The sequence below is a fragment of the Pseudomonas sp. HP_08 genome, from assembly GCF_055284095.1.
Genome location: NZ_JBTOQC010000022.1, coordinates 1 through 26705, shown reverse-complemented (window position 1 = coordinate 26705; position 26705 = coordinate 1). Strand labels below are relative to the sequence as shown.

Genomic DNA, 26705 nt, shown 5'->3' with positions numbered 1-26705 from the left:
AGGTTGATTCTGCTCATGAGCCAAGCACCCCTCGTCCTGGTGGACGGTTCTTCTTACCTGTACCGCGCCTTTCACGCCCTGCCCCCGCTGACCACCTCCAAAGGCCTGCCCACCGGCGCGGTCAAGGGTGTGCTGAACATGCTCAAGAGCCTGCGCAAGCAGTATCCGGACAGCCCGTTCGCAGTGGTGTTCGACGCCAAGGGCGGGACGTTTCGCGACGATCTGTTTGCCGACTACAAGGCCAACCGGCCGAGCATGCCCGACGACCTGCGTGTGCAGGTCGACCTGCTGCACGCCTGCGTAAAGGCCTTGAGCTACCCGTTGCTGTGCGTCGAAGGCGTCGAGGCCGATGACGTGATCGGCACCCTGGCACGCAGCAGCGCGGCGGCGCAGCGCCCGGTGGTCATCTCGACCGGCGACAAGGACATGGCGCAACTGGTCGACGGCCACATTACGCTGGTCAATACCATGACCGGTAGCGTGCTGGATGTGGCTGGCGTGAAAGAGAAATTCGGCGTCGGTCCCGAGCACATCATCGATTTCCTGGCGCTGATGGGCGACAAGGTCGACAACATTCCCGGCGTGCCGGGCGTGGGTGAGAAGACCGCCACCGGCCTGCTGGTCGGTATCGGCGGCGGGCTGGCCGAGCTGTACGCCAACCTCGATGCCGTGGCGGCCTTGCCGATTCGTGGCGCCAAGACCCTGGGCGCCAAGCTGGCCGAGCACCGCGACATGGCGTTCCTGTCGTACGAACTGGCGACCATCAAGATCGATGTGCCGCTGGATGTCACCCTCGATGAGCTGGTGATCGGCGAGCCGGACCGCGAAAAACTCATCGAGCTGTACACCGAGCTGGAATTCAAAAGCTGGATCAGCGACGTCGAGCGCGATGCAAAGCGTTCCGGCCAGGAAATCGTCCAGGTAGAAGTGGCGCCCAGCGACCACAGCGGCTACGAAACCATCGTGGACCAGGCGCGCTTCGATGCCTGGCTCGACAAGCTGAACAAGGCCGAACTGATCGCCTTCGACACCGAAACCACCGGCCTTGACGCGCAAAAGGCGCAGCTGGTCGGCCTGTCGTTCGCGGTCAAGCCGGGGGAAGCGGCGTATATCCCGCTGACCCACTCGTACATGGGCGTGCCCGACCAGCTGGACCGCGACACCGTGCTGCTGGCGCTCAAGCCGCTGCTCGAAGATGAAAACAAGGCCAAGGTCGGCCAGAACGCCAAGTACGACATCAATATCCTCGCCAACTGCGCGATTGGCGGTGACCACGCCAACGGCATCACCGTGCGCGGCGTGGCGTTCGACACCATGCTTGAGTCCTATGTGCTCAACTCGGTGGCCACGAACCACGACATGGACAGCCTGGCGCTCAAGTACTTGGGCCTGAAGACCATCAGCTTCACCGACATCGCCGGCAAGGGCAAAAAGCAGCTGACCTTCGACCAGATCGCGCTGGAACAGGCCGGTCCCTATGCCGCCGAAGACGCCGATATCACCCTGCGCCTGCACCAGACGCTGAGCGAAAAGCTCAAGGCTGAAGCCGGTCCCGATCAGGCGCTGCTCAAGGTGTTGAGCGATATCGAAATGCCGCTGGTGCCGGTGCTGGCGCAGATCGAGCGTCAGGGCGCGCGGGTCGATGCCAACCTGCTGGGCGTGCAGAGCGTCGAGCTGGGCAACAAGATGGTCGAGCTGGAGCGTCAGGCCTTCGAGCTGGCCGGTGAAGAATTCAACCTCGGTTCGCCGACCCAGCTGGGCAAGATCCTCTACGAGAAGCTGGAACTGCCGGTGCTCGGCAAGACCCCGACCGGCAAGCCGTCGACCTCCGAAGACGTACTGGTCAAGCTGGCCGAACAGGGCCATGAGCTGCCCACGCTGCTGCTGCAATACCGCTCGATCAGCAAGCTGAAAAGCACCTACACCGACACCTTGCCGGGGCAGATCAACCCGCGCACCGGGCGCGTGCACACCTCCTACAACCAGGCCGGCGCCGCCACCGGGCGTTTCTCGTCCAGCGAGCCGAACCTGCAGAACATTCCGGTGCGCACCGCCGAAGGCCGGCGCATTCGCCAAGCGTTTATCGCATCGCCTGGCTACAAACTGCTGGCCGCCGACTATTCGCAGATCGAACTGCGCATCATGGCCCACCTGGCCAAGGACGAAGGCCTGCTGCACGCTTTCCAGAACGGCCTGGACGTACACCGGGCCACGGCGGCCGAAGTATTCGGCGTCGAGCTGGAGCAGGTCAGCAACGATCAGCGGCGCAGCGCCAAGGCGATCAACTTCGGTCTGATCTACGGCATGGGCGCCCAAGGCCTGGCGCGACAGATCGGCGTCGACGGCAAGCAGGCCAAGGCCTACATCGACCGTTATTTCGCCCGTTACCCCGGCGTGCGCGAGTACATGGAACGCACCCGCGAGCAGGCTGCCGAGAAAGGCTATGTCGAAACCCTGTTCGGCCGCCGCCTGTACCTGCCGGACATCAACTCCAACAAGCCGCAGATGCGTGCCGGCGCCGAACGCACCGCGATCAACGCGCCGATGCAGGGCACGGCGGCCGACATCATCAAGAAAGCCATGGTGGCGGTGAACAACTGGCTCAACGAGTCAGGCCTGGATGCCCGCGTCATCCTGCAAGTACACGACGAACTGGTACTGGAAGTGCGCGAAGACCTGGTCGAGCGCATCAGCGAAGAAATCCGCCCGCACATGAGCGGTGCTGCGCAACTGGATGTCCCGCTGGTCGTCGATGTGGGCGTGGGCGACAACTGGGACGAGGCGCATTAAAAGGGCAAGCGCGCGCCTTTGCCGGCCTACATGAACATTTGTTCATGTCAGGAACTTAACGGCAAAGGCCCCGGTCAGAGTTCACGAATGGCTCGCAAGGCCTTTCATGCTCCTATGTTGTGTTAAGTGTTGGCAGATATCCGGACCCCTCCCTGAGGGTCTGGACCTTGAACCCCGAACTTCCCCCTCCCCATACGAAGTCCGGGGTTTTTTTTGCCTGCGAATCTGCAGCACTTGTTCAGGCTGCCTTGAAAACAGGCAGGCTTACTCGCCTTGCACAGGCTGCACCTTGTCCGGCAGTTCCAGCCAGCCGGCCAGCCTGGTGTAGGCTTCTTCCAGGCCTGCGCGTTTGGGGGCCGAGAACAGCTGGATGGTCACGGTGTCGCCCCAGCCCTTGCGGATCTGGGCCTGAACCTTGAGCAGGGTGTTCTTCGCCGCGCCGTGGGTCAGCTTGTCGGACTTGGTCAGCAGGATATGCATCGGCATGCCGCTGGCCACCGACCAGTCGAGCATCATGTTGTCGAAGTCGGTCATCGGGTGACGGACATCCATCAGCAGAATCACGCCTTTGAGGCTTTCACGGCTGCCCAGATAGGCTTCCAGGTGGCGCTGCCAGTGTTGCTTGAGCGGGATCGGCACCTTGGCGTAGCCGTAGCCGGGCAAGTCGACCAGACGCCGTTCGTCGTCCAGGCGGAAGAAGTTCAGCAACTGCGTGCGTCCCGGGGTTTTCGAGGTGCGCGCCAGGCTGGCGTGGGTCAGGGTGTTCAGCGCGCTGGACTTGCCGGCGTTGGAGCGGCCGGCGAAAGCCACTTCGAAGCCCGCATCATCGGGGCACTGGTCGACCTTGGCGGCGCTGAGCATGAACTTGGCTTGCTGGCAGAGGCCGAGGATGGGGTTCTTGAGCTGCATGTGATTTCCGGTAATGGCCCTGCTGCAAGGGATGCGGCAAGCGATGTCGATTCAAGGCGGTAAAAGGACCTGCACAAGACAATGCGGGTGCAGGTTTTTCATGAAATCCGCTGCGCATTAGAACGCAGTCCGCTTTCAACCTGAAAGGTTTTTGCTGAGCGAGCCGCTCAAGGGCTGTTTCAGCAGGCATTCAAACGTTGCTCATAGCCGATTGGAGTGACCTGATGAACACACAGCTTTTGAGTCTGCTACTGACCCTGATTGTTTATGCCCCGGCACATGCCGCAGGCCCGGTGGGCGACGCCGCTGCGGGTAAAGCCAAGGTGCTGGTCTGCGGTGCCTGTCATGGACCGGACGGCAATAGCCCACTGGCCAATTTCCCTAAACTGGCGGGCCAGGGCGAGCGCTATCTGCTCAAGCAACTGCATGAAATCAAGGCCGGCAAGCGTGTGGTGGCGGAAATGACCGGCCAGCTCGATCCCTTGAGCGAGCAGGACCTGGCCGATATCGCCGCGTGGTACGCCAGCCAGAAAACCAGCACCGGCGCTGCCGACCCTGCACTGGTCGCCCGTGGCCAGGCGCTGTTTCGTGGCGGCGACATCGAAAAAGGCCTGCCGGCCTGCACCGGTTGTCATGCGCCCGACGGCAGCGGCAATGCACCTGCCGGCTTCCCGCAACTGGGTGGTCAGCACGCCGATTACATCAAAAGACAATTGACCGCCTTTCGCGAAGGCGATCGCGTGAACGATGGTGACACGCAGGTGATGCGCACCATTGCCGGCAGGTTGAGCAACAAGGACATCGAAGCGCTGGCGCAGTACATCCAGGGCTTGCATTAAAGTGTTCGCGCGCCAAAAAAGCCTGGCCTGAGCTACCCTTTTTTCTGATCGCCAGCGTTACACTACCGAACTCGCCTCTGGCCGGCCGGTCGAAAAGCCGTCGCTGCAAGCGATCCCTTTCCAGCTCAGGAGTAAAGCATGCGTAACCTGATTCTCAGCGCCGCTCTGGTTGCCGCCAGCGTATTTGGTATGACCGCCCAGGCAGCCCAGCCGATCGAGGCAGGCAAACAATACATCGAGCTGAGTAGCCCGGTGCAGGTCGCCCAGCCAGGCAAGATCGAAGTCGTTGAACTGTTCTGGTACGGCTGCCCACACTGCTACGCCTTTGAGCCGACCATCAATCCATGGGTCGAAAAACTCCCGGCAGACGTCAATTTCGTCCGCATTCCGGCCCTGTTCGGCGGCCCGTGGGACGCTCACGGCCAACTGTTCATCACCCTTGAAACCATGGGTGTCGAGCACAAGGTTCACGCTGCCGTCTTTGAAGCCATCCAGAAAGAACGCAAGCCTTTGACCAAGCCTGAAGACATGGCCGAGTTCCTCGCCACTCAAGGCGTGGACAAGGACCAGTTCCTCAGCACGTTCAACTCCTTCGCCGTCAAAGGCAAAATGGTCCAGTACAAAGAACTGGCCAAGAAGTATGAAGTCACCGGCGTACCGACCATGGTCGTCAACGGCAAATACCGCTTTGACCTCGGCACCTCCGGCGGCCCGGAAGCCACCTTGCAGGTCGCCGACCAGTTGATCGCCAAAGAGCGCGCAACTGCCAAGCCCGCCCAGTAAGGCTGCTGCCATGCGCCGCTGGGGCAGAGGTACCGAACGCGTCGCTGGCCCGCGTGATGCGCGGGTCAACGAGGATCACCTGACCGACAGCGGCTTGCCGGACGACGGCCGCCTGCGCCTGCTCAGCTTCAATATCCAGGTGGGTATCAACACCCAGCGCTATCACCATTACCTGACCCGCAGCTGGCAGCACGTGCTGCCGCATGGCGGGCGCTCCGGCAACCTGCAGAAGATCGGCCAGCTGATCGGTGACTTCGATCTGGTGGCCTTGCAGGAAGCCGATGGCGGCAGCATGCGCTCGGGCTATATCAATCAGGTCGAACACCTGGCGCAGCTGGGCGGTTTTCCCTATTGGTACCAGCAGCTCAACCGCAACCTCGGGCGCCTGGCTCAGCACAGCAATGGTGTGCTCAGCCGCCTGAAGCCCTGGGCGATCGAAGACCATCCGTTGCCGGGCCCGGCCGGGCGCGGTGCGATTCTCATGCGCTTCGGCGAGGGTGAGGATGCGCTGGTCGTGGTGATGATGCACCTGGCGCTGGGCGCGCGAACGCGCACCCTGCAACTGGCCTATATCCGTGAGCTGATCGGCGGTTATCGCCACCAGGTGCTGATGGGCGACATGAACACCCACGCCATCGATCTGCTGGAGCATTCGCCCTTGCGCGACCTGGGCCTGCTGGCCCCGCAGATCGAGGCGACCTTTCCGAGCTGGCGACCGCAACGCTGCCTCGATCACATTCTGCTCAGCCCGACGTTGACCCTGGAACGGGTCCAGGTGCTGGCCCAGCCCATTTCCGATCACCTGCCCGTGGCAGTAGAGATCCGTCTGCCAGCGTCGCTGCGCGGGGACAATTTGCCCGTTCCCAGCGGGCCTGACAGTGGATCTCTTGCATGAGCGACGATGCCGAGCGCTGGAAAGAGAAATACCTCAAAGGCATCGAACAACAGGACCGCCTCGAAAAGCGCTGGCAGGAACGGCTTGACCTGCTGCGCCGCGGCCTGGTGCGCAGCAGCCTGGCGGCTGAGGGCACGGACCGCTCGGTAGACGCCTGCATGAAGGAAATGCGCGAAATCGTCCGCAAGGACGACATGGACGTCGCGCTGGCCGGCCTGATCCCGCGCCTGGAAAAAGCCGTACTCGACTCCGAGCAGCGCCGCGAGGTGCGGATCGCGCAGATCAGCAGCGCGTTGACCGAGCTGGTTGCCCAGCTTCAGGCGCTGCCGCTGCCGCGCGAGGTGCGCAAGCCGCTCAAGCGCTTCGCCAAAGGGCTTGAGGAGCGCGCTGCACAGGCCCGTGAGTTGCCGTTATTGCTCAGCGAACTCAAAGAGCTGCAAAGCAAGGCCCTTGGCGCGCTGGAGCATCATGACGAACCGCATCGCCCGGGCTTGTTGCAGCGTTTGTTCGGCGGCCGTGAAGAACCTGCCGAACAGCCTGGGCAGGCACCGCCTGCGTTTGCCAGTGCTCTGGCGGCAGCCCAGACAGAAGCACCGGCGCCGGTGCGAGCCAACGCAGAACCGGCCGCCGACGCTGAGCCCGCGCCGCTCGAACCGCAGGCGGCACCCGCGGTTGTCGCCAGCGAGCCGCAGGTGGTTGCAGATCCTGCACCGTTGCAGCCTGAAGCGTTGAGCGAAGAGCCCTCTGCCGAGCCTGTCGAAACTCCGGCCACGGAGCCCGCAGCGGTTGAGCCCGGCGCTACCCAGGCATCCGCACCTGTCGAGGCCGTCGAGGCCGAAGTTGAAGCTGCAGTTGAAGCTGCAGTTGAAGGCCCGGTGGAAGCGCAAGCCGAAGCTGAGCCCGAAATCGAAGCCGAGATCGAAGCCGAGATTGAAAGCCAGGCAGAACCCGAAGCCCCGCAAGCTGCCGACAGTACCGAAGCCGAAGCCGAAGCCGAAGCCGAAGCCGAAGCCGAGGCCAGTGCCGAGTACGACCTGCCGACCTCGCCCGAGCCCAGCTACAGCTCGGTGGCGGCCCATATCGAACAGACCCTGCTCGGCCTGCTGGGTGACCTGAACCTGCCCGAACATCACCGCCCGCAAGCCGAAGCGCTGCGCCAGCGTCTTGAACACGGGCTCAACTGGTACGAACTGCTGCCGATTCTCGATGATCTTGCCGTCTTCATGCTGGCGATCACCGACAGCGGCCAGCACGAGTTCGAGGCCTATCTCAAGCAGCTCAATGAGCGGCTGGATTACTTCCAGAGCAGCCTGCGGGTGGTCAGCGACGGCCATGCCGCCAGCCACTCCTCGGCACGCGACTTCGACAGTCAGTTGCGCGAGCACGTCGACGATTTGCAAAGCCATGTGCAGGACGCCTCCGACCTCAACAGCCTCAAGCGCGTGCTGGAAAACCGCCTTGAAGGCCTGATCGGCGCGATGGACGCGCATCAGCGTCAGCGCGACGAGCGCGAGCATGAAGTCGGCGAACGCCTGCAAAGTCTGGCCAGCCGCGTGGCGAGCATGGAACAGGAAGCACTGGGCTTTCGTGCCAATCTTGAAGAGCAGCGACGCAAGGCCTTGATCGACCCGCTGACCGGCCTGCCCAACCGCGCCGCCTGGGGCGAGCGCCTGGAGCGCGAAGTCGTGCTCTGGCAGCAGAACAGAAACAGCCTGCTGCTGTGCATCATGGACCTGGACCACTTCAAGCGAATCAACGACGGCTACGGGCATCTGGCCGGTGACAAAGTGCTGAAGATCGTCGCCAAAGAACTGCACAAGCACCTGCACGGCCGAGGCTTTCTGGCCCGTTTCGGCGGCGAAGAGTTTGTCTTGCTGATGCCGGCTACACCGGTCGAAACCGGTCTGCAATTGCTCGAAGAGCTGCGCGCAACCGTAGAACGCTGCCCTTTCCACTTCAAAGGCGAGCCGGTGACCATCACCGTGTCGGTCGGCATGACCGTGTTGCGCAGCGGTGAACGCAGTGACGTGGCGCTCAAACGCGCCGACCAGGCCTTGTACCTGGCCAAGGAAAGTGGCCGTAATCGGGTGGAACAGGGCTGACGGAAACATTGTCACAGCCTTCAGTCCGAGGTGATTGGCGCACGTTCCGCTATCATCCAGCGCTTTCTGCCACCTTCCAGTAGTAGCCTTTCATGAAACTGTTTTTCGCTGCCCTGTCACTGCTCGTCCTGTCGGCCTGTTCCAGTGGCCCGAAGCTGGATACCAGCCATCCTTCGGTCAACCACGACAACCGTATCCAGTACGTGATCCTGCATTACACCTCGGCCTCCCAGGAGCAATCCCTGAAGTTGCTCACCCATGGCCAGGTCAGCAGCCATTACCTGATCGGCGACGACAAGTCGGCGACCATCTTCAAGCTGGTCGATGAAAGCGCCCGCGCCTGGCACGCCGGTGACAGTGCATGGGAGGGCCGGACCTGGCTCAACTCCAGCTCGATCGGCATCGAAATCGTTAACCCCGGCTTCACCGACACCCCGGCCGGCCGGCGCTGGTATCCCTACAGCGAGGCACAGGTACAGTCGCTGATCGTGCTGCTCAAGGACATCGTCAAGCGCAACGGCATGCCGGTCAAAAACATCATCGGCCACAGCGACATCGCGCCGATGCGCAAGCTTGATCCGGGCCCGTTGTTTCCCTGGAAACGCCTGGCCGATGCCGGCCTGGGCATCTGGCCCGACGAGCGGCAAGTGGCGCAACACCAGGCATTGCTGCTCAATGGCCTGCCCGACATCCTCTGGTTTCAGCAGCAACTGACACGCCTGGGCTACACCACGCCGCAAACCGGTGTGCTGGACGTCGAAACCCGCAATGTTCTGGCGGCATTCCAGATGCGCTTCCGGCCTGCGCGTTACGACGGTGAGCCAGATGCGCAAAGCGCAGCGATTCTGCAGGTGCTCAACAAGGCGTATTGATCGCGCACGTAAGGGCAAGCTATTTGCCAGTGCGTTGCTATACCTGAGGGTGACCCCCTCATGCGCATCACCACCATGCGTCTTGCCTCCCTGATTCATCCCCCTTGGCGACTGGCTTTGCTGGTCGCTGTCTTCAGCGCGCTGCTGGCCGGCGGTGCCGGCCTGTTGCTGGTTCTGCACCAGGCCCGCGACCACGAACGCCAGCAGATCGAGACCCGTGGCGAACGCTACCGGCTGCGCATTGAGCAGTTGTTCAGCCAGATGCGCAGCGGCCTCGATGAGCTGCAACGTCAGCCGTTACGCGAGTGCAGCGTACAAATGGTCGCCCGCCTGCGTGAGTTGGCGCTGCGCCATCGCTTCATTCATCAGGCGGCCTATGTCGGCGAGCGCCAGAGTTGCGCCAGTGCTTCGCTCAAGCAGACCTTCGGCGCTACCGGAACTCCCGACATTCATGGCGCCACTTACGATTACTGGCTCAATACCCAGGCCCAGCCGGACGACGACCTGGCGGTGCTGGTCGTGGGGCGTGAGCGTTTTCGGGTGGCAACCTCCCGCGGGCACCTGACCGATGTCGTCAATCTGCCTGCCGGTGGCAGCCTGATGCTGTTGCCTGGCGACGGTCGCCGGATGATTCCGGTGCTGGGTGCCGCCACCGGCGTGCTATCCGCGGACACGGTGTTGGTCGGTGAGGACGCCCTGCTCTCGGACGCAACGTATTTGCTCTATCGCCTGGCCATCGGCGACCGGGGCTGGGAATTGTTGCTGAGCACGCCGCGTATCGGCCTGCTGGCACGCATCGGCAGCGCCTGGTGGCTGATGCTGCCGGTCAGCCTGCTGATTGCCCTGTGCAACGCGGCACTGGCCTGGTTGTGGGCCCGCCAGCGTACCTCGTTGCGCAGCGAGCTGGCCGCGGCCCTGCGCCGTGGCGAACTACGGGTGCTATACCAGCCGATTTTCAATATCGAGACGCGCCAGTGTGTCGGTGCCGAGGCGCTGGTGCGCTGGCACCGGGCCGACGGCACCTTGACCAGTCCCGACCTGTTTATTCCGCTGGCCGAGAACACCGGGCAGATCCGCCAGATTACCGATTTCGTCCTGCAGCGCCTGCTCGAACAATTGGGCTCATTGCTGCGCAGTCATCCGCATTTGTATGTCTCGGTGAACCTGGCGGCCTGCGATGTCATGACATCGCGTATCGGCCGGGTAGCCGCACGCTTGCTGGCGCAGCATCAAGTGCCAGCGCGGCAAATCGCGTTCGAGGTCACCGAGCGCAGCCTGGTCGACGCAATGAAAGCCTGCAATCACCTGCAAAACCTGCGTGATCGGGGACACAAGGTGCTGATCGACGATTTTGGCACCGGCTACTGCAGCCTGGCGTACCTGCAAACCTTGCCGGTCGACTGCCTGAAGATCGACAAGGCCTTTATCGACGCCTTGGGTCATGACGCGGCCAGCAGTGGCGTGGCGCCGCACATCATCCGCATGGCCCATGCCCTGCAGTTGCGCGTTATCGCCGAAGGGGTCGAGTTCGAATCGCAGGCGCTGTTGCTCAGCGGCGAAGGAGTGATTCATGGCCAAGGCTGGTTGTTCTCCCGGCCTTTGAGTGCTGCCGCGCTGGCGGAAATGGTCACCGGCGGACGCTACCTGCAACGTCCTGAAAAAGGCGCCGCCTGAACCTTGTTAATACCACCCCTATTGTGGTCTTGAAGCCTTGGACCAACACATCCGGGCTTTTTTCAGGTAAGAGCCATCCGGCGCCTGGGCGCCGGGTGATCAGTCAGAACGGCAAGGCCATATAAAACTGGGTGCCCTGCCCCGGCCGTGAATAAACGCCCATGCGTCCACCGTGCAACTGGACGATTTCCTTGCACAGCGCCAGCCCCAGGCCCGCGCCGCCTTTTTTGCGACCGACCTGTACGAATGGCTCGAAGATCCGCGCCTGATTGCCATAGGCAATGCCTTCGCCGTTGTCCTCGATGCTCAGAATTGCCCGCTCGCCGTGACGCCTGGCCTGCAAACGGATCAGGCCGTTTTCCGGGGTATGACGCAGGGCGTTGTCCAGCAGGTTGTCGAGCACGCGCTCCAGTTGTGACTGGTCGGCATGCAGGCGCGGCATATTTTCCTGAATATCGAGCTGCAGCATGATGTTCTGATCTTCGGCGCGTTCGGCAAAGCGTTGGCGCACCTCTTCCATCATCTGTTCGATCGAGCACGGTGCCAGCTTGAGTTTCTGCAGGCCGCTCTGGTAGCGCGAGAAATTCAGCAGGTCGTTGATCAGTTGCATCAAGCGCTGCATTTCTTCTTTGACGGTATTGAACAGATCGGCCTCGCGGCTCTCTTCGGCAAAATGCACGCGCTCCTGCAACAGGCCGAACGCCATGTGCATGCCGGTGACCGGTGTGCGCAGTTCATGCGATGCGCGCAGCACGAACTCGCTGCGCACGCGCTCGAACGCGCGCTGCTCGGTCACATCGTGCAGGATCATCACTGCGCCGAGAATATCGCCGTTGGCATGGCTTACCGGGGTCAGGCTGTAGGTCAACAGGCGCGATTCGCCTTCGATCTCGATGGCCAGATCGTCCGGGGCACGCTCCAGCGTGCCGCCGCGCAGGTTCAGAAGAATTTCTTCGTCCAGTTCCGGCCGCGCCAGCGCTTCGCCAGGGCGCTGGCCCAGGCGGCTTTCAGTCCAGCCGAGCTGACGCTGGGCAACCGGGTTGAGGTGCTCCAGTTGTCCCTGGCGGTCGATCATCAGCAAACCATCGTCGATGCTGTCGAGTACCGCTTGCAGGCGCTGCTGGCCGGCGACCAGTTCGTCGATATTGGTCGCCTGATGCTTGCGCAGGGCTTCGGCCATAAGCCCGAAGCGTCGGGTCAGCTGGTTCATTTCGGCTGCCGCAGAAATCGGCAGCGTGACCTCGAAATCGCCCTGGCCGATCTTGTCCGCCGCCTTTGCCAGCGCCTCGATGGGCGTGCCAAAACGTCGGGCGATGCCGTTGGCGGTGACAAAACCGATGCACAGCACCGCAAGACCTACCAGCCCCAGCAGGCCCGCTATCCAGTAAGCGCGCTCGCGTGCATTGCTTTCGGCAATGTTGATGTTGTTCAGCGCCGTGCGGTAAGCCTCGAGCAGGTCATTGCGCAGGTTATTGAACGAGCTGCTCAGTTCAGAGTTCGTGCGAATGCCCAGCTCACCGGGGGTATTGACCCGATAGGCCTGCAAGAACTGGCGGTAATTGCCCAGTGCTTCTTCAAAGCCGCTGTTGGTCTGGTTGAACCGGTCGTGTTCCACACCCTGAATCAGCAAGGCCTCGAACTGGTTCTGGGCCTTTTCCAGGACATCCTGCCGGGGCTCGGATTCGAGCATCAGCACCAGTTGGTCGCCCAGGTTCTGCCGCAGCTTGAGGCCCAGGTCCAGAGTCACGAAGTTGCTCTGGATCATCGATTCCTGGGTGCGGGCCATTTGCACCACGCTGACCAGGCCCAATAGCAGTCCCAACAGCGCCACTGTGATCAGCGCTGAAATGCTCAGGAACAGACGTGTACGCAGCTTGATTGCCAATTTCATGCAACACCGATATCAGGCTTACAGGTTGTACTGCTTGCGTTTGCGATACAGGGTCGATGCGTCGATACCCAGCGTTTTGGCCGCCTGATCCAGCGTGTCGCTGGTGGCCAGGACTGCGCCGATGTGGGCTTTTTCCAGCTCGTCCAGGCTCATCGAAGCACCGACGCGCGGGGCATTGCTGACCGGCTGTTCGGCCATGCCCAGGTGGGCGACCTCGACCCTGTCCTGCGGGCAAATGATGCTCGCGCGCTCGATCACGTTGCGCAGTTCACGGATGTTGCCCGGCCAACGATAGTTGAGCAGCGCTGACCGCGCCTCTTCGCTGAAACCGCGTGCGGGGCGCGAATAGTCTTTGACGAAGCGCGCCAGAAAGCGGTCGGCCAGGGTCAGGATGTCTTCGCTGCGTTCACGCAGTGCTGGCAGGTGCAGGGTGATGACGTTCAGACGGTACAGCAGGTCTTCGCGAAATTTGCCGCTGCGCACCATGTCTTCCAGGTTGAGGTTGGTGGCCGCCAGAATCCGCACATCGGCACGGCGGGTGACCGGGTCACCGACCCGCTCGTATTCCTTGTCCTGAATGAAACGCAGCAGTTTGGGCTGCAAGGTCAATGGAAAGTCGCCGATCTCGTCGAGAAACAGCGTGCCGCCATCGGCCTGGTTGACCCGCCCGAGGGTGCTTTCGCTGGCCCCGGTAAACGCTCCGCGGCTGTGGCCGAACAGTTCGCTTTCCATCAATTCGGCGGTCAGTGACGGGCAGTTGATGGTCACGCAGGACTTCTTGGCGCGTTTGCTCCAGCCATGAATCGCCCGGGCCAGTTCGCCCTTGCCGGTACCCGATTCGCCCAGAATCAGGATGTTGGCATCGGTCACCGCCACTTGCCGCGCGGTTTCCAGAATCGACATCATCATCGGGCTGTGGGAGTCCAGGCCGTCCTTGGGTTTGCGAATCTCACCTTCCAGCGCTTCGAGACGCGCCGACAAATGCCGCACTTCCAGTTGCTTGGCGGTGGCCAGGCGCAACTGATCGGGGCTGCACGGTTTGACCAGGTAGTCGGCGGCGCCGGCCTGAATGGCATCGACGGCGGTGTCGATGGCCGAGTGCGCGGTGACAATCACCACGCGCATCCAGGGCGCCTGCACGCGCATCTGCGCGAGCACATCGAGCCCGTTGTCCTCGCCCAGGCGCAAATCCAGAAAACACAGGTCGAACACCTGGCGCTGCATCAGCGTGTCAGCCTGGGCTGCGCTATTGGCCGTGGCCACACTGTAGCCTTCGTCTTCCAGGCAATACCGGAAGGTGCGAAGGATCGCGGACTCATCATCCACAAGCAGAATACGGCCCTGATTCTCAGTGGCTGCTTCCATTTTTCCTACGCTCCTAAGTGAATAGTCTGAGGTTAGTCTCGGAAACATCGGGCAAGTTGCATGGTCAATTCTGATTGATTCTGCGGCAAGCATGGTAGCTATCTGCTCAGGCAATGGCTAACCGGCGGATTTGCACCTCCGTTTGTCGCAAAACCCGCTCTGGCAGACCTGCCAAGGAGAACGTCAATGCATTTGCTCAAGAATATCGCTCTGGCCACCGCCACTACTGTGCTGCTGGGATCGCATTCCCTGATGGCTCAAGCGGCGGCCACAGCGTCCGGTCCATTGCTCGAAGCGCGCCAGGAAGGTTCGATCTGGACCGCCATGGCGCTCAACAAGCACCTGAGCCCCTTCGATATAGAGGTAAAGGTCGAGCAAGGCACCGCGCGGCTGAGCGGTAAGGTCGAGAACGAGGTAGAGCGTGACCTGGCCGAACGCATTGCCCTGGATGTGCAGGGCATCGACAAGGTCGACAACCAGTTGCAGATCGACCCTGACATGAGCAACGAGCCCGGCAGCCGTTCAGGCATTGCCCAACGCTTCGAAGACGCCACTCTGGTGGCGACGATCAAGTCCAAGCTGCTGTGGAGTAACGCCTCTCAGGCGCTGGAAGTCGATGTCGCCAGTGCCGACGGCGTCGTCACTCTTAAAGGCCGCGCCCAGAGTCCGGAAGCCAAGGAACTGGCGGGTAACCTGGCCAGCAACACTGACGGGGTGGCCAGCGTCAACAACCTGCTCAGCCTCAGCGCCGCCGACTCGATCGCCGCCAAGACCCAGCCGCAGGCGCTCAGCACGACCGAGCAGATGAGCGATGCCTGGGTGACCAGCAAGGTCAAGTCCAGCCTTATCTATAGCCGTAACCTCGATGGGCTGAACATCAAGGTCGACACCCGCGAAGGCGTGGTGACCCTCAATGGCATGGTCGCCAGCTTCGCCGAGAAGGAACTGGCCGTGGAAATCGCCCGCAATATCCGCGGCGTCAAAGGTGTGAACGCCGATGCGCTGAAAGTGACGGCACGTACGACCTGATTTGCAGAATTGTCCCTGCAGGAGCGCGGCTCAGGGCAGAGCGCGTTCCCGCAGTTCGTGCAGAACGCACGATGCAACACGCCTGATCGTGCAGCTTGCTTGTAGCGCCTTTCCAAATATATTTATAAGTCTTTGATTTTATTGAATTTATTTTCGATAAAAAACTGGCATGCAGTCTGCAATATCTCTATCGACAAAGGTCGGAAGGCTCCGGTCGACAAGAATGTTGGAGGGAATGTGTCAATGAACAGTCTGCGTATTGCCCAATTGCACCTCTCGCCTCTGCGGGTTCAACAAGGTCTCCTTGTTAGCCTGATCGTGCTGGTTACCTTGCTTGCGACTCAACAGTTGCAACACTGGAATCAGGCACAAGAAGCGGCGGCGATTCGTCAGTCGTTCATTTCCCATTCTTCCATGCCTTCCAGTCAGATCCGCCAGCCAGTCTCCGTACCCGACACCGCAAACAAACGGATGCCGGTCGACAGACTTGTATCGCAGGACGTTCCAGCACAGCCCTTACAGCAGCGCTGGGTGTTTTGACCTGATCGAATTAACGCAGCAATAAGGAGTATCACCATGTTGAGTTGGGCTATCACGTTTCTGATCATCGCCATCGTTGCGGCTGTACTGGGCTTCGGTGGTATCGCAGGCACAGCTACCGGTATTGCGAAGATCCTGTTCGTTGTATTCCTGGTGATGTTCGTTGTGTCGTTCTTCTTCGGTCGTCGTGGGCGAGGCTAAGGTGCGCACCACCCTCCACACATTGGCAGCCGCCCTGCTACTGGGCGGCAGTGCCGCGGCCCTGGCCGCCAATGATGGACAGACACGGGTCAATGAATTGCTGAACAGCTCCCCCGAATATCGCCAGGCCTGGACTCAGGTGGTGAAAAAGGAGGAGCGCTTGCCGGAGTGGGTGATGAACCTCTCGGGTACGTCCGAGCAGATGACAGCGGTCGTCGAAGATGGCGACAACTATCTGGTCGGGCCGTTATGCGAAACAGCCGACACGTGCCGCAGCAAACGATTGATCGTGGCAGCGGGACTGCAGGACAAGGACGACGTTTACGCCATGCTGGTCGAGGTGCCTGCCGGTCTGCCGGCCGACAAGTCGCCCACTGCGCACGCCACGTATCGTTTCCTGGGCAAGCCCGATGAAGGCATGCAGGCACTGCTCAAGGAGCAGCTGCGCAAGGATCCGAACTGGTACTGATACGCACAGGTAAAGAACGGTACCTGTTGAATCGTTTCTTTATCAACGCTGCGCGGCCCGAGGAGGGTACGCGCATGACCAGGGGGCCGGGATGCACTGATTGCAGCATGATCGGTGTGACCTAGGGGTACAGGGAGTACCTCCGATGAGGGCCGGGTCAGGTGAAGCGCCATTCCAGTCGACGAAGATTCTTTGAAATCCGCGACTTGAGTGGCGCTTTTTATTTTTCTGCAGCAAAAAGCCCATCAGCGGCGACCGTACATCCAGTAAATCGCACAGTCCCCCGCGTTAAACCCTCTCAAATTGTGTCGTGGCGCCACGCCACCCCTTGCCAGCCCAAAAGCGACGTTTTAGCCACGTTTGCGACATATCACGGCATCATTCCCCTCCCCTGAGCAGCACTGTTGGTCGGTTTTTGTATGCCGATTCGGCATGGCTTAGGCCGATATGGCATTAGACGTGTCTTTCTGCCAGCGGAATAGTTGCGCCTTTTTTCGCCTGCCATTGAGCTCGGATGCTCGTTTGCGGTGACTTCCTGTGGGCTGTCCGGGGCTTTATTTCCACGACTCGAACCTGCTGCGGAACAAGGCAGGGCGAGGTCATGGTTCCCAGGCTGCTCAGGCACTTCGCATTAAGGTAACGATATGAAGAAGGCAAAACTGAGTCTGGCCTGGCAGATTCTGATCGGTCTGGTCCTGGGTATCGCTTTGGGGGCCCTGCTTAACCACTTCAGTGCCGAGAAGGCCTGGTGGATCGGTAACGTCCTGCAACCGGCTGGCGACATTTTCATTCGCCTGATCAAGATGATCGTGGTGCCTATCGTGGTTGCCTCGCTGATCGTCGGTATTGCCGGGGTGGGCGATGCGAAGAAGCTGGGCAGCATCGGCCTCAAGACCATCCTTTACTTCGAGATCGTTACCACCGTCGCGATTGTCGTCGGCCTGTTGCTGGCCAATTTCTTCCAGCCTGGCGCCGGCATCGACATGAGCACGCTGGGCACCGTGGACATCTCCAAGTACAAGGCGACTGCCGCCGAGGTACAGCATGACCATGCGTTTATTGCCACGCTGCTGAACCTGATCCCGTCCAACATCTTCGCCTCGATCGCGCGTGGCGACATGCTGCCGATCATCTTCTTCTCGGTGATGTTCGGCATGGGCCTGGCCAGCTTGCAGGCTGAAGTCCGCGACCCGCTGGTGAAGATGTTCCAGGGCGTCTCGGAAACCATGTTCAAGGTCACACACATGATCATGGCCTACGCGCCGATCGGCGTGTTTGCCCTGATCGCCGTGACCGTTGCCAACTTCGGCTTCGCCTCGTTGCTGCCGCTGGCCAAGCTGGTGATCCTGGTTTACGTCGCCATCGCCTTCTTCGCCTTCGCGGTGCTGGGCCTGATCGCCCGCCTGTTCGGCTTCTCGATCCTGAAGATCATGCGCATCTTCAAGGACGAGCTGATCCTGGCCTACTCCACCGCCAGCTCCGAAACCGCACTGCCACGCATCATCAGCAAGATGGAAGCCTACGGCGCGCCCAAGGCCATCTGCAGCTTCGTGGTGCCGACCGGTTATTCGTTCAACCTCGACGGCTCGACCCTGTACCAGAGCATCGCGGCGATCTTCATTGCCCAGTTGTACGGCATCGACCTGTCGGTCGGTCAGCAACTGATGCTGGTCCTGACCCTGATGGTCACCTCAAAGGGCATCGCCGGCGTGCCGGGTGTGTCGTTCGTGGTGCTGCTGGCGACCCTGGGCAGCGTCGGTATTCCGCTGGAAGGCCTGGCGTTCATCGCCGGTGTCGACCGCATCATGGACATGGCCCGTACCGCACTGAACGTGATCGGCAACGCCCTGGCTGTGCTGGTCATCGCCCGCTGGGAAGGCATGTACGAAGATGCCAAGGGCCAGCGCTACTGGAACTCCCTGCCGCACTGGCGCAGCAAAGAGCCGGCGGCAGCAACAGTGCCAACGTCCGATTGAGTGCAGTCTCTTTAATATGATCTATCCTGCACGGCGGGCCGAAAGGCCCGTTGTCATCAAACGCGCAGACGCAACAGTATGGATGTGCATGAACTGGTCGAATGACTGAAGTTATCAGGTGGTCGATTTTTTACCCCTTGCCAAGGGGTATCTCTAGTGTTGTTGAAACGCCCATTCATAGCCTGAAACCCAGGCTTCATGGGAAACACCAGCATGTCGTCCAACCCCCCAGGTTCCACCTGCACAGATACACCCCTCCCTGACAGACTCCACCTCAGTGCGCCGATCGTGCTCATGGGCATCATGTTGCTCGCCCTGATTTTGCTGATGCTACGCGCTGCGGGCTTGTACCCCTTGGTCATGCGCGATGAATACACCCATAGCATGATGACCAGGCTGATGACATTTCAGGACGCCTCCATTCCGGGCTACCTGTACATCGCCATTTATCAGGCAACCAGCTTGTGCGGCAGTGCCAGCCTGTTGTGCTCGAAGTTCTTCAATGTGCTGTTTTTTGTTGCGGCGGCGCCGTTCATTCATCGTGTGGCGCGGCGATTCTGTGGCCCTGCCGTATCATTGCTGATTGTGGCTATCAGCCTGTTGGGGCCGGTCAATAGCTACACGGCGTTCTACATGCCCGAACCGTTGTTCTTTCTGACGTTCTGGGTCTGCGTGTGGTACTTCCTGCGCTTGAAAGCCAACGCACCGGCCAGCCAGTGGCTGCTGTTCGGTGTGTTGATGGGGGGCTCGGCGCTGGTCAAACCGCATGCGCTGCTGGTCATTCCGGGATTCTGCCTGTGCATTCTGTTCTTCTCGTACAAAGACACTCAGCGTTGGCTGGCCAACGGGCTGAAAAACGCCGCCTTGTTCGTCTTTGCGATGCTGGCAACCAAGTTTATTGTCGGCTTCCTGCTGGCGGGCAAGGCCGGTCTAACATTCTTCGGTAATTTCTACTATTCGAGCCTGCAAACCAGTTCTACCAGCAGCAGTACACCGCAACGCGTGCTTGAAATGTTCAAGATCTTGCCGAGCATTATCGAAGGCCATGTTCTGGCCAATACGCTGATGTTTGGCGCGGCGCTGGCCGTTATCGTGTTCGGCTCGCTCAAGGCTATCACCGGCAAGCACCCGCAAGACGATGAGCGTATCGCCGTCTGCGCCCTGGCATTGCTGTTGAATCTGATTGCAGTCGTCGGTGTATTTACCGCTTCGATCAGTGGTACCAGTGCGGTCGAAACCGCTTCGCGGTTGCACATGCGCTATTACGATTTCATGCTGCCGCTGTTATTCATCGCAGTTGCTGCGCAACTCAATCGCGAGCATGTGGCTCAACTCAAATACTGGCGTGTGGCAGTGGCCGCTGTGTTGCTGGGTATTCTGGGTTATGCCGTGATAACCCGGATGCAGCCCTTTACCACCAGCTATATCGACAACCCGGAACTGCGTGGCTACATGTTGAACAGTACCTGGTGCAAGGTACTGGCCGGCCTGTCGGCATTGGCAATCGTGTTCTGGTGCAGGTCGGCGCGCATGGGCGGCCTGTTCTTTATTTTCTTGTACCTGCCGTTGTCCGTGGGCATCAGCACGATCTACAACAATGCCGCCGTGCGCGAGCGTATCGTCGCCGATGCGTACGACAACGCCGGTCTGTTCGCCAGAAGTTACTTGTCCGACGCCGAGCGGTCGAAACTTGCGGTGATTGGCGACAGCGAGCCTGCGACCTGGCGTTCATTGATGCAGCTGGATAACCTGCAAGCGATCTCCGATCGGTCCTATGTGCCAGGCCAGCGTTACCTGGCTTCACAGACGCCTGAAAACATCACCTGGATTCTGGGCATCGGCACTATCGATTTCGCCGAAGATGAATTTGATGTGATGCGTTTCAGGGGCTATTCGCTGGCCCGCAAAATCTCCAGCCTCTATCCGCTGCGAGTGGATTTCAGCAAAGACCTGCGGCCCGATCCGATAACACAGATCAACGGTCTTTCGCATACCGAGGCCTGGGGCACATGGTCGGTGGGCGATCGCGTGGAAATCAGGTTTTCCAGGCCGTTGCCGGCCGTTTTCCAGTTAAGCCTGTCGGCCACCGGTTTTGGCCCCACCCACAATCAGCCCTTCAATATCGAAATGGAAGGCAAACGCTACCCATTGATCGCTGACGGCACCGTGCAGACCCTGCGCATCAGCACCTCGGGCAACGCCCGGAGTCTGTCATTGCTGATTTCAGCGCCGACCTCGCCTCAATCGCTGGGCATTGGCGATGACAGCCGTCTGCTGGGAATCGGCCTCAAACATCTGGAGATCAACCCGGTCGACTAATGACGGTCGCGTAATTTCCTTCTGCAACCGCTGACCGTTATCATCCCCGCCTACTTTGCGGGGGTGTGTGATGCTCAATGGCCTGTGGCTTGGTTTTTTCGTTGTAGCGATGATCGCTGCAATGGCGCAGTGGCTGGTCGGCGGTAATGCGGGCATTTTTGCCGCGATGGTCGAGAGCATCTTTGCCATGGCCAAGCTGTCGGTCGAGGTCATGGTGCTGCTGTTCGGCACCCTGACGCTGTGGTTGGGCTTTCTGCGCATTGCCGAGCAGGCCGGCATTGTCGACTGGATGGGCAAGGTGCTGGGCCCGCTGTTCAAGCGCCTGATGCCGGAAGTCCCGCCGGGGCATCCGGCGCTGGGGTTGATCACCCTCAACTTCGCCGCCAACGGCCTGGGCCTGGACAACGCCGCCACGCCCATAGGCCTCAAGGCCATGAAGGCCCTGCAAGAGCTCAACCCGAGCAAGACCATCGCCAGCAACGCGCAGATCCTGTTTCTGGTGCTCAACGCCTCTTCGCTGACCCTGTTGCCCGTCACCATCTTCATGTACCGCGCCCAGCAAGGCGCGGCCGACCCGACCCTGGTGTTCCTGCCCATCCTGCTGGCCACCAGCGTGTCGACGCTGGTGGGCCTGCTGTCGGTGGCGGTCATGCAGCGCCTGCGGCTATGGGACCCGGTGGTGCTGGCCTATCTGATTCCCGGCGCGCTGCTGCTGGGTGCCTTCATGGCATTTCTCGGCACCTTGTCGGCGGCGGCGCTGGCGGGGCTGTCGTCGATTCTGGGCAATCTCACGCTGTTTGGCCTGATCATGCTGTTTCTGCTGGTCGGCGCGCTGCGCAAGGTAAAAGTCTACGAGTCGTTTGTCGAAGGCGCCAAAGAAGGCTTCGATGTCGCCAAGAACCTGCTGCCGTATCTGGTGGCGATGCTGTGCGCAGTCGGTGTACTGCGCGCCTCGGGGGCGCTGGATTTTGGCCTGGAAGGCATTCGTCATGTGGTCGAGTGGCTGGGCTGGGACACCCGTTTCGTCGATGCGCTGCCCACCGCAATGGTCAAGCCATTTTCCGGCAGCGCTGCACGGGCGCTGTTGATCGAGACCATGCAGACCCAGGGCGTCGACAGCTTTGCCGCTTTGGCGGCGGCGACCATTCAGGGCAGTACCGAAACCACCTTCTATGTGCTGGCGGTGTACTTCGGCGCCGTGGGCATCCAGCGCGCCCGGCATGCAGTGGGTTGTGCGCTGCTGGCCGAGTTCTCGGGTGTGGTGGCGGCGATCTTCGTCTGCTACTGGTTCTTCGGCGCCACCGCCACTTAAGCCTCAGGGCGTTTGAGCGGGCGCTGCCGGTTCTGCCGGCGCCGGTGTTGCAGGCTCAGACGCCGCTTCTGGTTCTGGTTCTGGCTCTGGTTCTTGCTCTGCTTCAGGTTCCGGCTCATCGCCTCCTGACGCATCGCCACCCGGCTTGAGCCCCAGAATGCGCCCGTCTGGCTGGGTCACCGTCGGCTGGTCGCTGTCGGTGACCTCAAAGCGAAGCACGCCGATCATCTGCCCGTCTTCGGTCAGCACCCTGACCTGCCAGCGGCCGGCCACCTTGGGCGGGAAGTTGCGCTTGTGGGTCCAGGCGCGATAACCCTCTTTGCGCCCGCCATGAATGTCCAGGGCGATGCGGTCCACTTCTTCGCCGTCACGCCGCCACACATGGTAGATGCGCTCTTCAAGCCCGCGCGGGGCGTTGATCGAGGTGTAGGCGTACAAGCCTTCGCGGCGCAACTGGCTGGCGCTGATCTGGCGGATGCTGTCGCCGGGCGTGCGGGTCTTGTTGTCGAAGGTGGTGCTCACCGCCACTTCGGTCAGCCACAAGGTGGCCGGCGGCACCCACGAGCGCAGCATCCAGCCGGCACTGCCCACCGCCAGGGTCAACACCACCAGCCCCAGCCCGTGTCGCCAGGTCTGCATCGGAAAGCTGGAAGCCAGGCTGGGCAGCGACAGCAGCATGGCGATGCCCAGCGCCAGTTTGTAGCTCTCGGTGGTGGTCAGGTGCAGGATGATCGGCAGCGCGGTCAGCAACGCGGCAAACAGGGTCAGGGTGTGCAGGGCCATGAACAGCCAGCGCCGTGGTGCCAGCCAGCGGTAGTACAGCGGGTCGATGATCGAAATCAGCCCGGCCGCGCCCAGCAGCGCGGTGAACACGGCCTGGCCACTGTTCCAGGTGGTGGTCACGAAGAAGAACGGCAGCACGAAAAACAGACTTTCCTGATGGATCATCTGCGTGCCGTAGCGCAGCACCCCTTTGGGAATTTCCTTGCCGAACTTCGTGCGAAACAGGCCGACCACGCTGTTTTCGATCATCAGCCACAGCCAGCTGAGCAGCATGACCACCGCGATCCAGTTGGCCAGCCCCGCCTGGCGATCGACCAGAATGAAGCTGGCGATCCCGGAGATGAAACCGCCCAGCGCGATGATCCCCGGATAACGGCGCATCAGGTCGAGTACGCGGGTGATGGGGACATTCCAGTTGGGCATTTGGCTTCACTTCACAAGGGGCGGAAAAACGCGCAAGGATAAATCAATTCCGGCGCCGCGGCGGTTGAACCTCATGCGTGTGCTTGCGGCGCTGATACCACCACCATCCGGCCATCAGCAGCACCACCACCCACAGCGCGGCCACCGCCAGCCAGTACAAGCCGTCGTAGCTGAAGCGTGCCTGCTGAATGCGCACGTACCCCGGCTGCTCCAGCAACTGGCGCAGCGCCTGGTTGGTGCTCTCCAGGCTGACCGCCCGGATGCGTTTGGCCGGGTCGCTGAAGCGGCCGTCTTCATAGTCGTTGAGCGCGCCCCAGTAATAGTCGGCCAGCGCGCTGTTGCCCTGCACCGCCCAGGCCTGGCGGTCGATGGCCACCTGTTTCAGGCGGGTAAAGCTCTCGGCCTGAAAACCGTCACGCTTCAGGCGCTCAAGCAGCGCCTGCATCGCCTGCTCGGCTTGCGGCAAGTCCTTGCGGTCGACATCGGCGACCAGGCTCATCAGGCCGCTGTCGCCGAACACCTCGCGGTCCACCGACGGCCCGTAAGACAGCCCCAGCTTCAGGCGTAGTTCGCTGTACAGCGCCCATTCGAGGTTGGCTTTGACCAGCTCCCAGGTTTCGTCGTGCTGATCGTCCAGCGCCGGCTCACGAAAGATCAGGTGCAGGCGTGCGTTCTCGCCCAGCATGCCGCGCGCCAGGGTGCGGCGCTGCTCGGCCTTGTGCCCGGCACTGGCCAGCGCTTGGCGTTCAACCGGCTCGGTGGCTGCCAGCCGGCCATAGACCCGTTGCACGTAGCCGGGCAGCAGTTTGTCGAGGTCGCCGACCACGATCAGGGTCATGTTGTTGGCGGCGTAAAAGGTCGCCAGCGCCTCTTGCAGTGCGTCCAGGGGAATGTCGTCGACCTCGGAGCGCGCGGCGCATTTCAGGCCCAGCTCGGCGGCCAGCTGATTGCTGGCGCTGTGGCTGTCATCGGGCTTGTCCAGCAGCCGTTGCAAGGGCGAGGTGTGCCCACCGTCCTCGCGGGCTACGATGCGCCTGACGGTGTCGAGTCGTTGCTGGGTCAGCTCGGTACGGACCAATACGTCCATGAGCAGGTCGAGCACCTTGCGCTGATTGCGCGCCGGGGCTTCGATCACGAAGGTGGTGTCGGTATTGCTGGTGAAGGCGTTCCAGTCGCCGCCCAGCGCTTGCATGCGTTCTTCAAGCCCGCCTTCGCCGCTGTCGTCGATGCCGCTGAACATCAAGTGTTCAAGCAGGTGCGGCAGCTCTTTGGACGCGCACGGAAAATCATCGAAACCGACGCCGATCACCAGCCGAATCGACACATGGCCCTTGTCGTAGCCGGGCTTGAGCAGCACTTGCAGGCCATTGGGCAACAGATAGCCCTGGGCTTGAAGGCGGTCCAGAGCATGGGCGGGCAGCGCGCCGAGAAGCAGACAGATGAACAGCAGGCAACGCATAAAGCAGCTTTTCCTTGCGGGCCGGTTGAATTCAACAGACTTCGCTGCCGCCGGTCGGTTCAGATCGATTGTTGCGCCGCGTCACCTGCCGCCTCACTTGAGAGCGCTCCGGTATCGACCGTTTCGAGCACCGCATAGGCGCTGCTGCAGAACAACGAGTTGAGGCGTTTCATGTCGGCCATGATTTCCAGGTGCAGCGAACTGGTTTCCAGACTCTGCACCACTTTACGTTGCAAACGGTTGACATGGGCATGCGCCAGACGCCGTTCCAGTGCGCGAAAACGGCGCTTTTCACGCAGCAGCTGGCGAGCACTTTCCGGGTCGCCACTGAGAAACACCGACAGGCCCAGACGCAGGTTGGACTGCAACTGGGCGTGCAGGTCAGACAACTCCTCAAGGCCGACTTCGGAGAACGAACGGCGCTGGGCGGTCTTCTGCTGCTGGATCTTGCGCAACATGCGCTCGATCAGGCCGCTGGCCATTTCCAGATTGATGGTCAGTTCGATGATCTCGGCCCAGCGGCGGTTGTCCTGCTCGCCGAGTTCTTCGCGCGGCATCTGCGCCAGGTACAGCTTGATGGCGCTATAAAGCGCTTCGACATCCTCGTTGAGGCGGCGCATTTCCAGGCTCACGGTGGTTTGCGTGCCACGCAGCACGCCTTGCATCGAGGCCAGCATGTTTTCCAGCAAATCGCCCATGCGCAGGGTTTCGCGCACCGCATTGGCCAGCGCCAGGCTCGGTGTTTCGAGCGCCGTCAGGTCCAGATGCCGGGCGCGTGCGGGGCCGCTGGTTTCGGCCGGCTGTTGCAGCAGGCTGGCGCACAGCTTGGCCATCGGCGTGACAAAGGGCAGCATCAGCAGGCAACGGGCGGTGTTGTAGATCACGTGAAAGCCGATCACCAGCTCCTGCGATTTGAAGCCCAGGCTGTCGAGCCAGTTCACCAGCGGGTCGAGCACCGGGATGATCAACACCAGGCCCACCAGCTTGAACAGCAGGCTGCCGAGCGCCACCTGCCGGCCCGGCACGTTCTGCATGCTGGTGCTGAGAAAGGCCAGCAGGCCGCTGCCGATATTGGCGCCCACCACCAGACCGATAGCCACGTGCAGGCTGATGATGTCGGAGCCTGCCAGGGTCGCGGTCAACAGCACCGCCGCCAGGCTGGAATAGGAAATCAGCGCAAACAGCGCGCCGACCAGCGCATCGAGCAAAAAGTCGCCGGTCAGCGAGGCGAACAACACCTTGACCCCGCTGGCCTGGGTAATCGGTGCGGCAGCGGCGACGATCAGTTGCAGCGCCAGAATGATCAGCCCGAGACCAATGGCGACCCGGCCCATTTGCCCGGCGCGGGTCTGCTTGCGCGACAGGAAGAACACCACGCCGAGAAAGATCAGCAGCGGCGACAGCCAGGACAGGTCCAGGGTCAGCACGCGCGACATCAAGGCGGTACCGACATCGGCGCCGAGCATGATCGCCAGCGCCGGCGCCAGGCTCATCAGGCCCTGGCCGACAAACGAGGTGACCAGCATGGCCGTGGCGTTGCTGCTCTGCACCACGGCGGTGACCAGGATGCCGGCGACAAAGGCCAGCGGCCGGCGCGACATGTTCTGGCCGAGCACACGGCGCAAGGGCGTGCCATAAACACGCAGGATGCCGGTGCGCACGATGTGCGTGCCCCAGATCAACAAGGCGACGGCAGACAATAGATCGAGCAGGGTCAGCATAGGCACGGCCCCCTGTGGTGGTAGGTGATGGGTATAGCGAGCGAAGCGAAGGGAATGACAGACGCTCAACTAAAGCTTTAGTCGGCTTTGAGCCGTGCCGCCAGCATCGCACAGGCGGCAAGGCATTGAAATAATTCTGTAACATTTGCCGGGCCCACCAGTGAAACTGGCCCCCCTGTAGGAGCGCGCTTGCCCGCGACCGAGTGCGTTAGCAGTCGCAAATTTTCAGCGTTTCGCAGAATTTACAGCCGTAAATTTTCAGCGTTTCCGAGATTTTGCGAGCGCTACGCACTCGGTCGCGGGGGGGGGCGCGCCGAACCACGGAAGGGGGAACACACGGGCGGGGGACGAGG

General features: G+C 61.4%; 20 protein-coding genes. 14 read left to right on the top strand and 6 right to left on the bottom strand.

Annotation, left to right across the window (positions count from 1 at the left end; all coding sequences use genetic code 11):
* Nucleotides 1-15 precede the first annotated feature (15 nt).
* On the top strand, nucleotides 16-2790 hold the full coding sequence (polA, locus tag ACYAS9_RS18680) for a DNA polymerase I (protein WP_463569746.1): 2775 nt from the start codon (nucleotides 16-18) through the stop codon (nucleotides 2788-2790).
* 264 nt (nucleotides 2791-3054) lie between these two features.
* Here polA and yihA read toward each other — a convergent pair whose 3' ends face one another.
* A complete protein-coding gene (gene yihA, locus ACYAS9_RS18675; RefSeq protein ID WP_463569745.1) occupies nucleotides 3055-3699 on the bottom strand; it encodes a ribosome biogenesis GTP-binding protein YihA/YsxC in 645 nt (214 codons plus the stop codon).
* 224 nt (nucleotides 3700-3923) lie between these two features.
* Between yihA and ACYAS9_RS18670 the strand changes: the two genes are divergently transcribed.
* From ACYAS9_RS18670 to ACYAS9_RS18645, 6 genes are all read left to right on the top strand, one after another.
* Complete coding sequence (locus ACYAS9_RS18670) at nucleotides 3924-4538, top strand: c-type cytochrome (protein ID WP_463569744.1); 615 nt, start codon at nucleotides 3924-3926, stop codon at nucleotides 4536-4538.
* Between the two features lie 138 nt (nucleotides 4539-4676).
* On the top strand, nucleotides 4677-5321 hold the full coding sequence (locus ACYAS9_RS18665; protein ID WP_463569743.1) for a thiol:disulfide interchange protein DsbA/DsbL: 645 nt from the start codon (nucleotides 4677-4679) through the stop codon (nucleotides 5319-5321).
* A 10-nt stretch (nucleotides 5322-5331) separates the two neighbouring features.
* Nucleotides 5332-6216, top strand: a complete 885-nt coding sequence (locus tag ACYAS9_RS18660) for an endonuclease/exonuclease/phosphatase family protein (protein WP_463569742.1) — start codon at nucleotides 5332-5334, stop codon at nucleotides 6214-6216.
* On the top strand, nucleotides 6213-8318 hold the full coding sequence (locus ACYAS9_RS18655; protein ID WP_463569741.1) for a GGDEF domain-containing protein: 2106 nt from the start codon (nucleotides 6213-6215) through the stop codon (nucleotides 8316-8318). The genes ACYAS9_RS18660 and ACYAS9_RS18655 overlap by 4 nt, the downstream gene beginning before the upstream one ends.
* 92 nt (nucleotides 8319-8410) lie before the next feature.
* Nucleotides 8411-9190 carry an N-acetylmuramoyl-L-alanine amidase gene (locus ACYAS9_RS18650; protein WP_463569740.1) on the top strand — a complete coding sequence of 260 codons (780 nt, stop codon included), beginning with the start codon at nucleotides 8411-8413 and terminating at the stop codon, nucleotides 9188-9190.
* A gap of 60 nt (nucleotides 9191-9250) precedes the next feature.
* Nucleotides 9251-10864, top strand: a complete 1614-nt coding sequence (locus ACYAS9_RS18645; RefSeq protein WP_463569739.1) for an EAL domain-containing protein — start codon at nucleotides 9251-9253, stop codon at nucleotides 10862-10864.
* A 103-nt stretch (nucleotides 10865-10967) separates the two neighbouring features.
* Here ACYAS9_RS18645 and ACYAS9_RS18640 read toward each other — a convergent pair whose 3' ends face one another.
* Nucleotides 10968-12755, bottom strand: a complete 1788-nt coding sequence (locus tag ACYAS9_RS18640) for a KinB sensor domain-containing domain (RefSeq protein WP_463569738.1) — start codon at nucleotides 12753-12755, stop codon at nucleotides 10968-10970.
* A gap of 18 nt (nucleotides 12756-12773) precedes the next feature.
* Nucleotides 12774-14120 (bottom strand): sigma-54-dependent response regulator transcription factor AlgB, encoded by a 1347-nt coding sequence (gene algB, locus ACYAS9_RS18635; protein WP_463569737.1) that lies wholly within the window; start codon nucleotides 14118-14120, stop codon nucleotides 12774-12776.
* A gap of 186 nt (nucleotides 14121-14306) precedes the next feature.
* On the opposite strand from algB, the gene ACYAS9_RS18630 reads away from it, so the two are divergent.
* The 7 genes from ACYAS9_RS18630 (at nucleotide 14307) to ACYAS9_RS18600 (ending at nucleotide 21966) form a co-directional block, all read left to right on the top strand.
* Complete coding sequence (locus ACYAS9_RS18630) at nucleotides 14307-15149, top strand: BON domain-containing protein (RefSeq protein ID WP_463569736.1); 843 nt, start codon at nucleotides 14307-14309, stop codon at nucleotides 15147-15149.
* 243 nt (nucleotides 15150-15392) lie between these two features.
* A complete protein-coding gene (locus ACYAS9_RS18625; protein ID WP_463569735.1) occupies nucleotides 15393-15689 on the top strand; it encodes a hypothetical protein in 297 nt (98 codons plus the stop codon).
* Between the two features lie 36 nt (nucleotides 15690-15725).
* A complete protein-coding gene (locus ACYAS9_RS18620; protein WP_002555679.1) occupies nucleotides 15726-15890 on the top strand; it encodes a DUF1328 domain-containing protein in 165 nt (54 codons plus the stop codon).
* A gap of 1 nt (nucleotide 15891) precedes the next feature.
* Nucleotides 15892-16359: an inhibitor of vertebrate lysozyme family protein gene (locus tag ACYAS9_RS18615; RefSeq protein ID WP_463569734.1), complete on the top strand. Its 468-nt coding sequence runs from the start codon at nucleotides 15892-15894 to the stop codon at nucleotides 16357-16359.
* Between the two features lie 644 nt (nucleotides 16360-17003).
* Nucleotides 17004-18335: a glutamate/aspartate:proton symporter GltP gene (gltP, locus tag ACYAS9_RS18610; protein ID WP_463569733.1), complete on the top strand. Its 1332-nt coding sequence runs from the start codon at nucleotides 17004-17006 to the stop codon at nucleotides 18333-18335.
* Nucleotides 18336-18734: 399 nt separating this feature from the next.
* Nucleotides 18735-20654 carry an ArnT family glycosyltransferase gene (locus ACYAS9_RS18605; protein ID WP_463569732.1) on the top strand — a complete coding sequence of 640 codons (1920 nt, stop codon included), beginning with the start codon at nucleotides 18735-18737 and terminating at the stop codon, nucleotides 20652-20654.
* A gap of 70 nt (nucleotides 20655-20724) precedes the next feature.
* Nucleotides 20725-21966 carry a nucleoside recognition domain-containing protein gene (locus tag ACYAS9_RS18600; protein ID WP_463569731.1) on the top strand — a complete coding sequence of 414 codons (1242 nt, stop codon included), beginning with the start codon at nucleotides 20725-20727 and terminating at the stop codon, nucleotides 21964-21966.
* A gap of 3 nt (nucleotides 21967-21969) precedes the next feature.
* Here ACYAS9_RS18600 and ACYAS9_RS18595 read toward each other — a convergent pair whose 3' ends face one another.
* From ACYAS9_RS18595 to ACYAS9_RS18585, 3 genes are read right to left on the bottom strand one after another with little or no spacing between them, the layout of a single operon-like run.
* On the bottom strand, nucleotides 21970-23172 hold the full coding sequence (locus ACYAS9_RS18595; RefSeq protein WP_463569730.1) for a DUF5924 family protein: 1203 nt from the start codon (nucleotides 23170-23172) through the stop codon (nucleotides 21970-21972).
* A 43-nt stretch (nucleotides 23173-23215) separates the two neighbouring features.
* Entirely contained in the window at nucleotides 23216-24631 is a 1416-nt protein-coding gene (locus ACYAS9_RS18590; protein WP_463569729.1) for a M16 family metallopeptidase, read from the bottom strand.
* Nucleotides 24632-24690: 59 nt separating this feature from the next.
* Nucleotides 24691-26352: a Na/Pi cotransporter family protein gene (locus ACYAS9_RS18585; RefSeq protein WP_463569728.1), complete on the bottom strand. Its 1662-nt coding sequence runs from the start codon at nucleotides 26350-26352 to the stop codon at nucleotides 24691-24693.
* Between the last annotated feature and the right edge of the window lie 353 nt (nucleotides 26353-26705).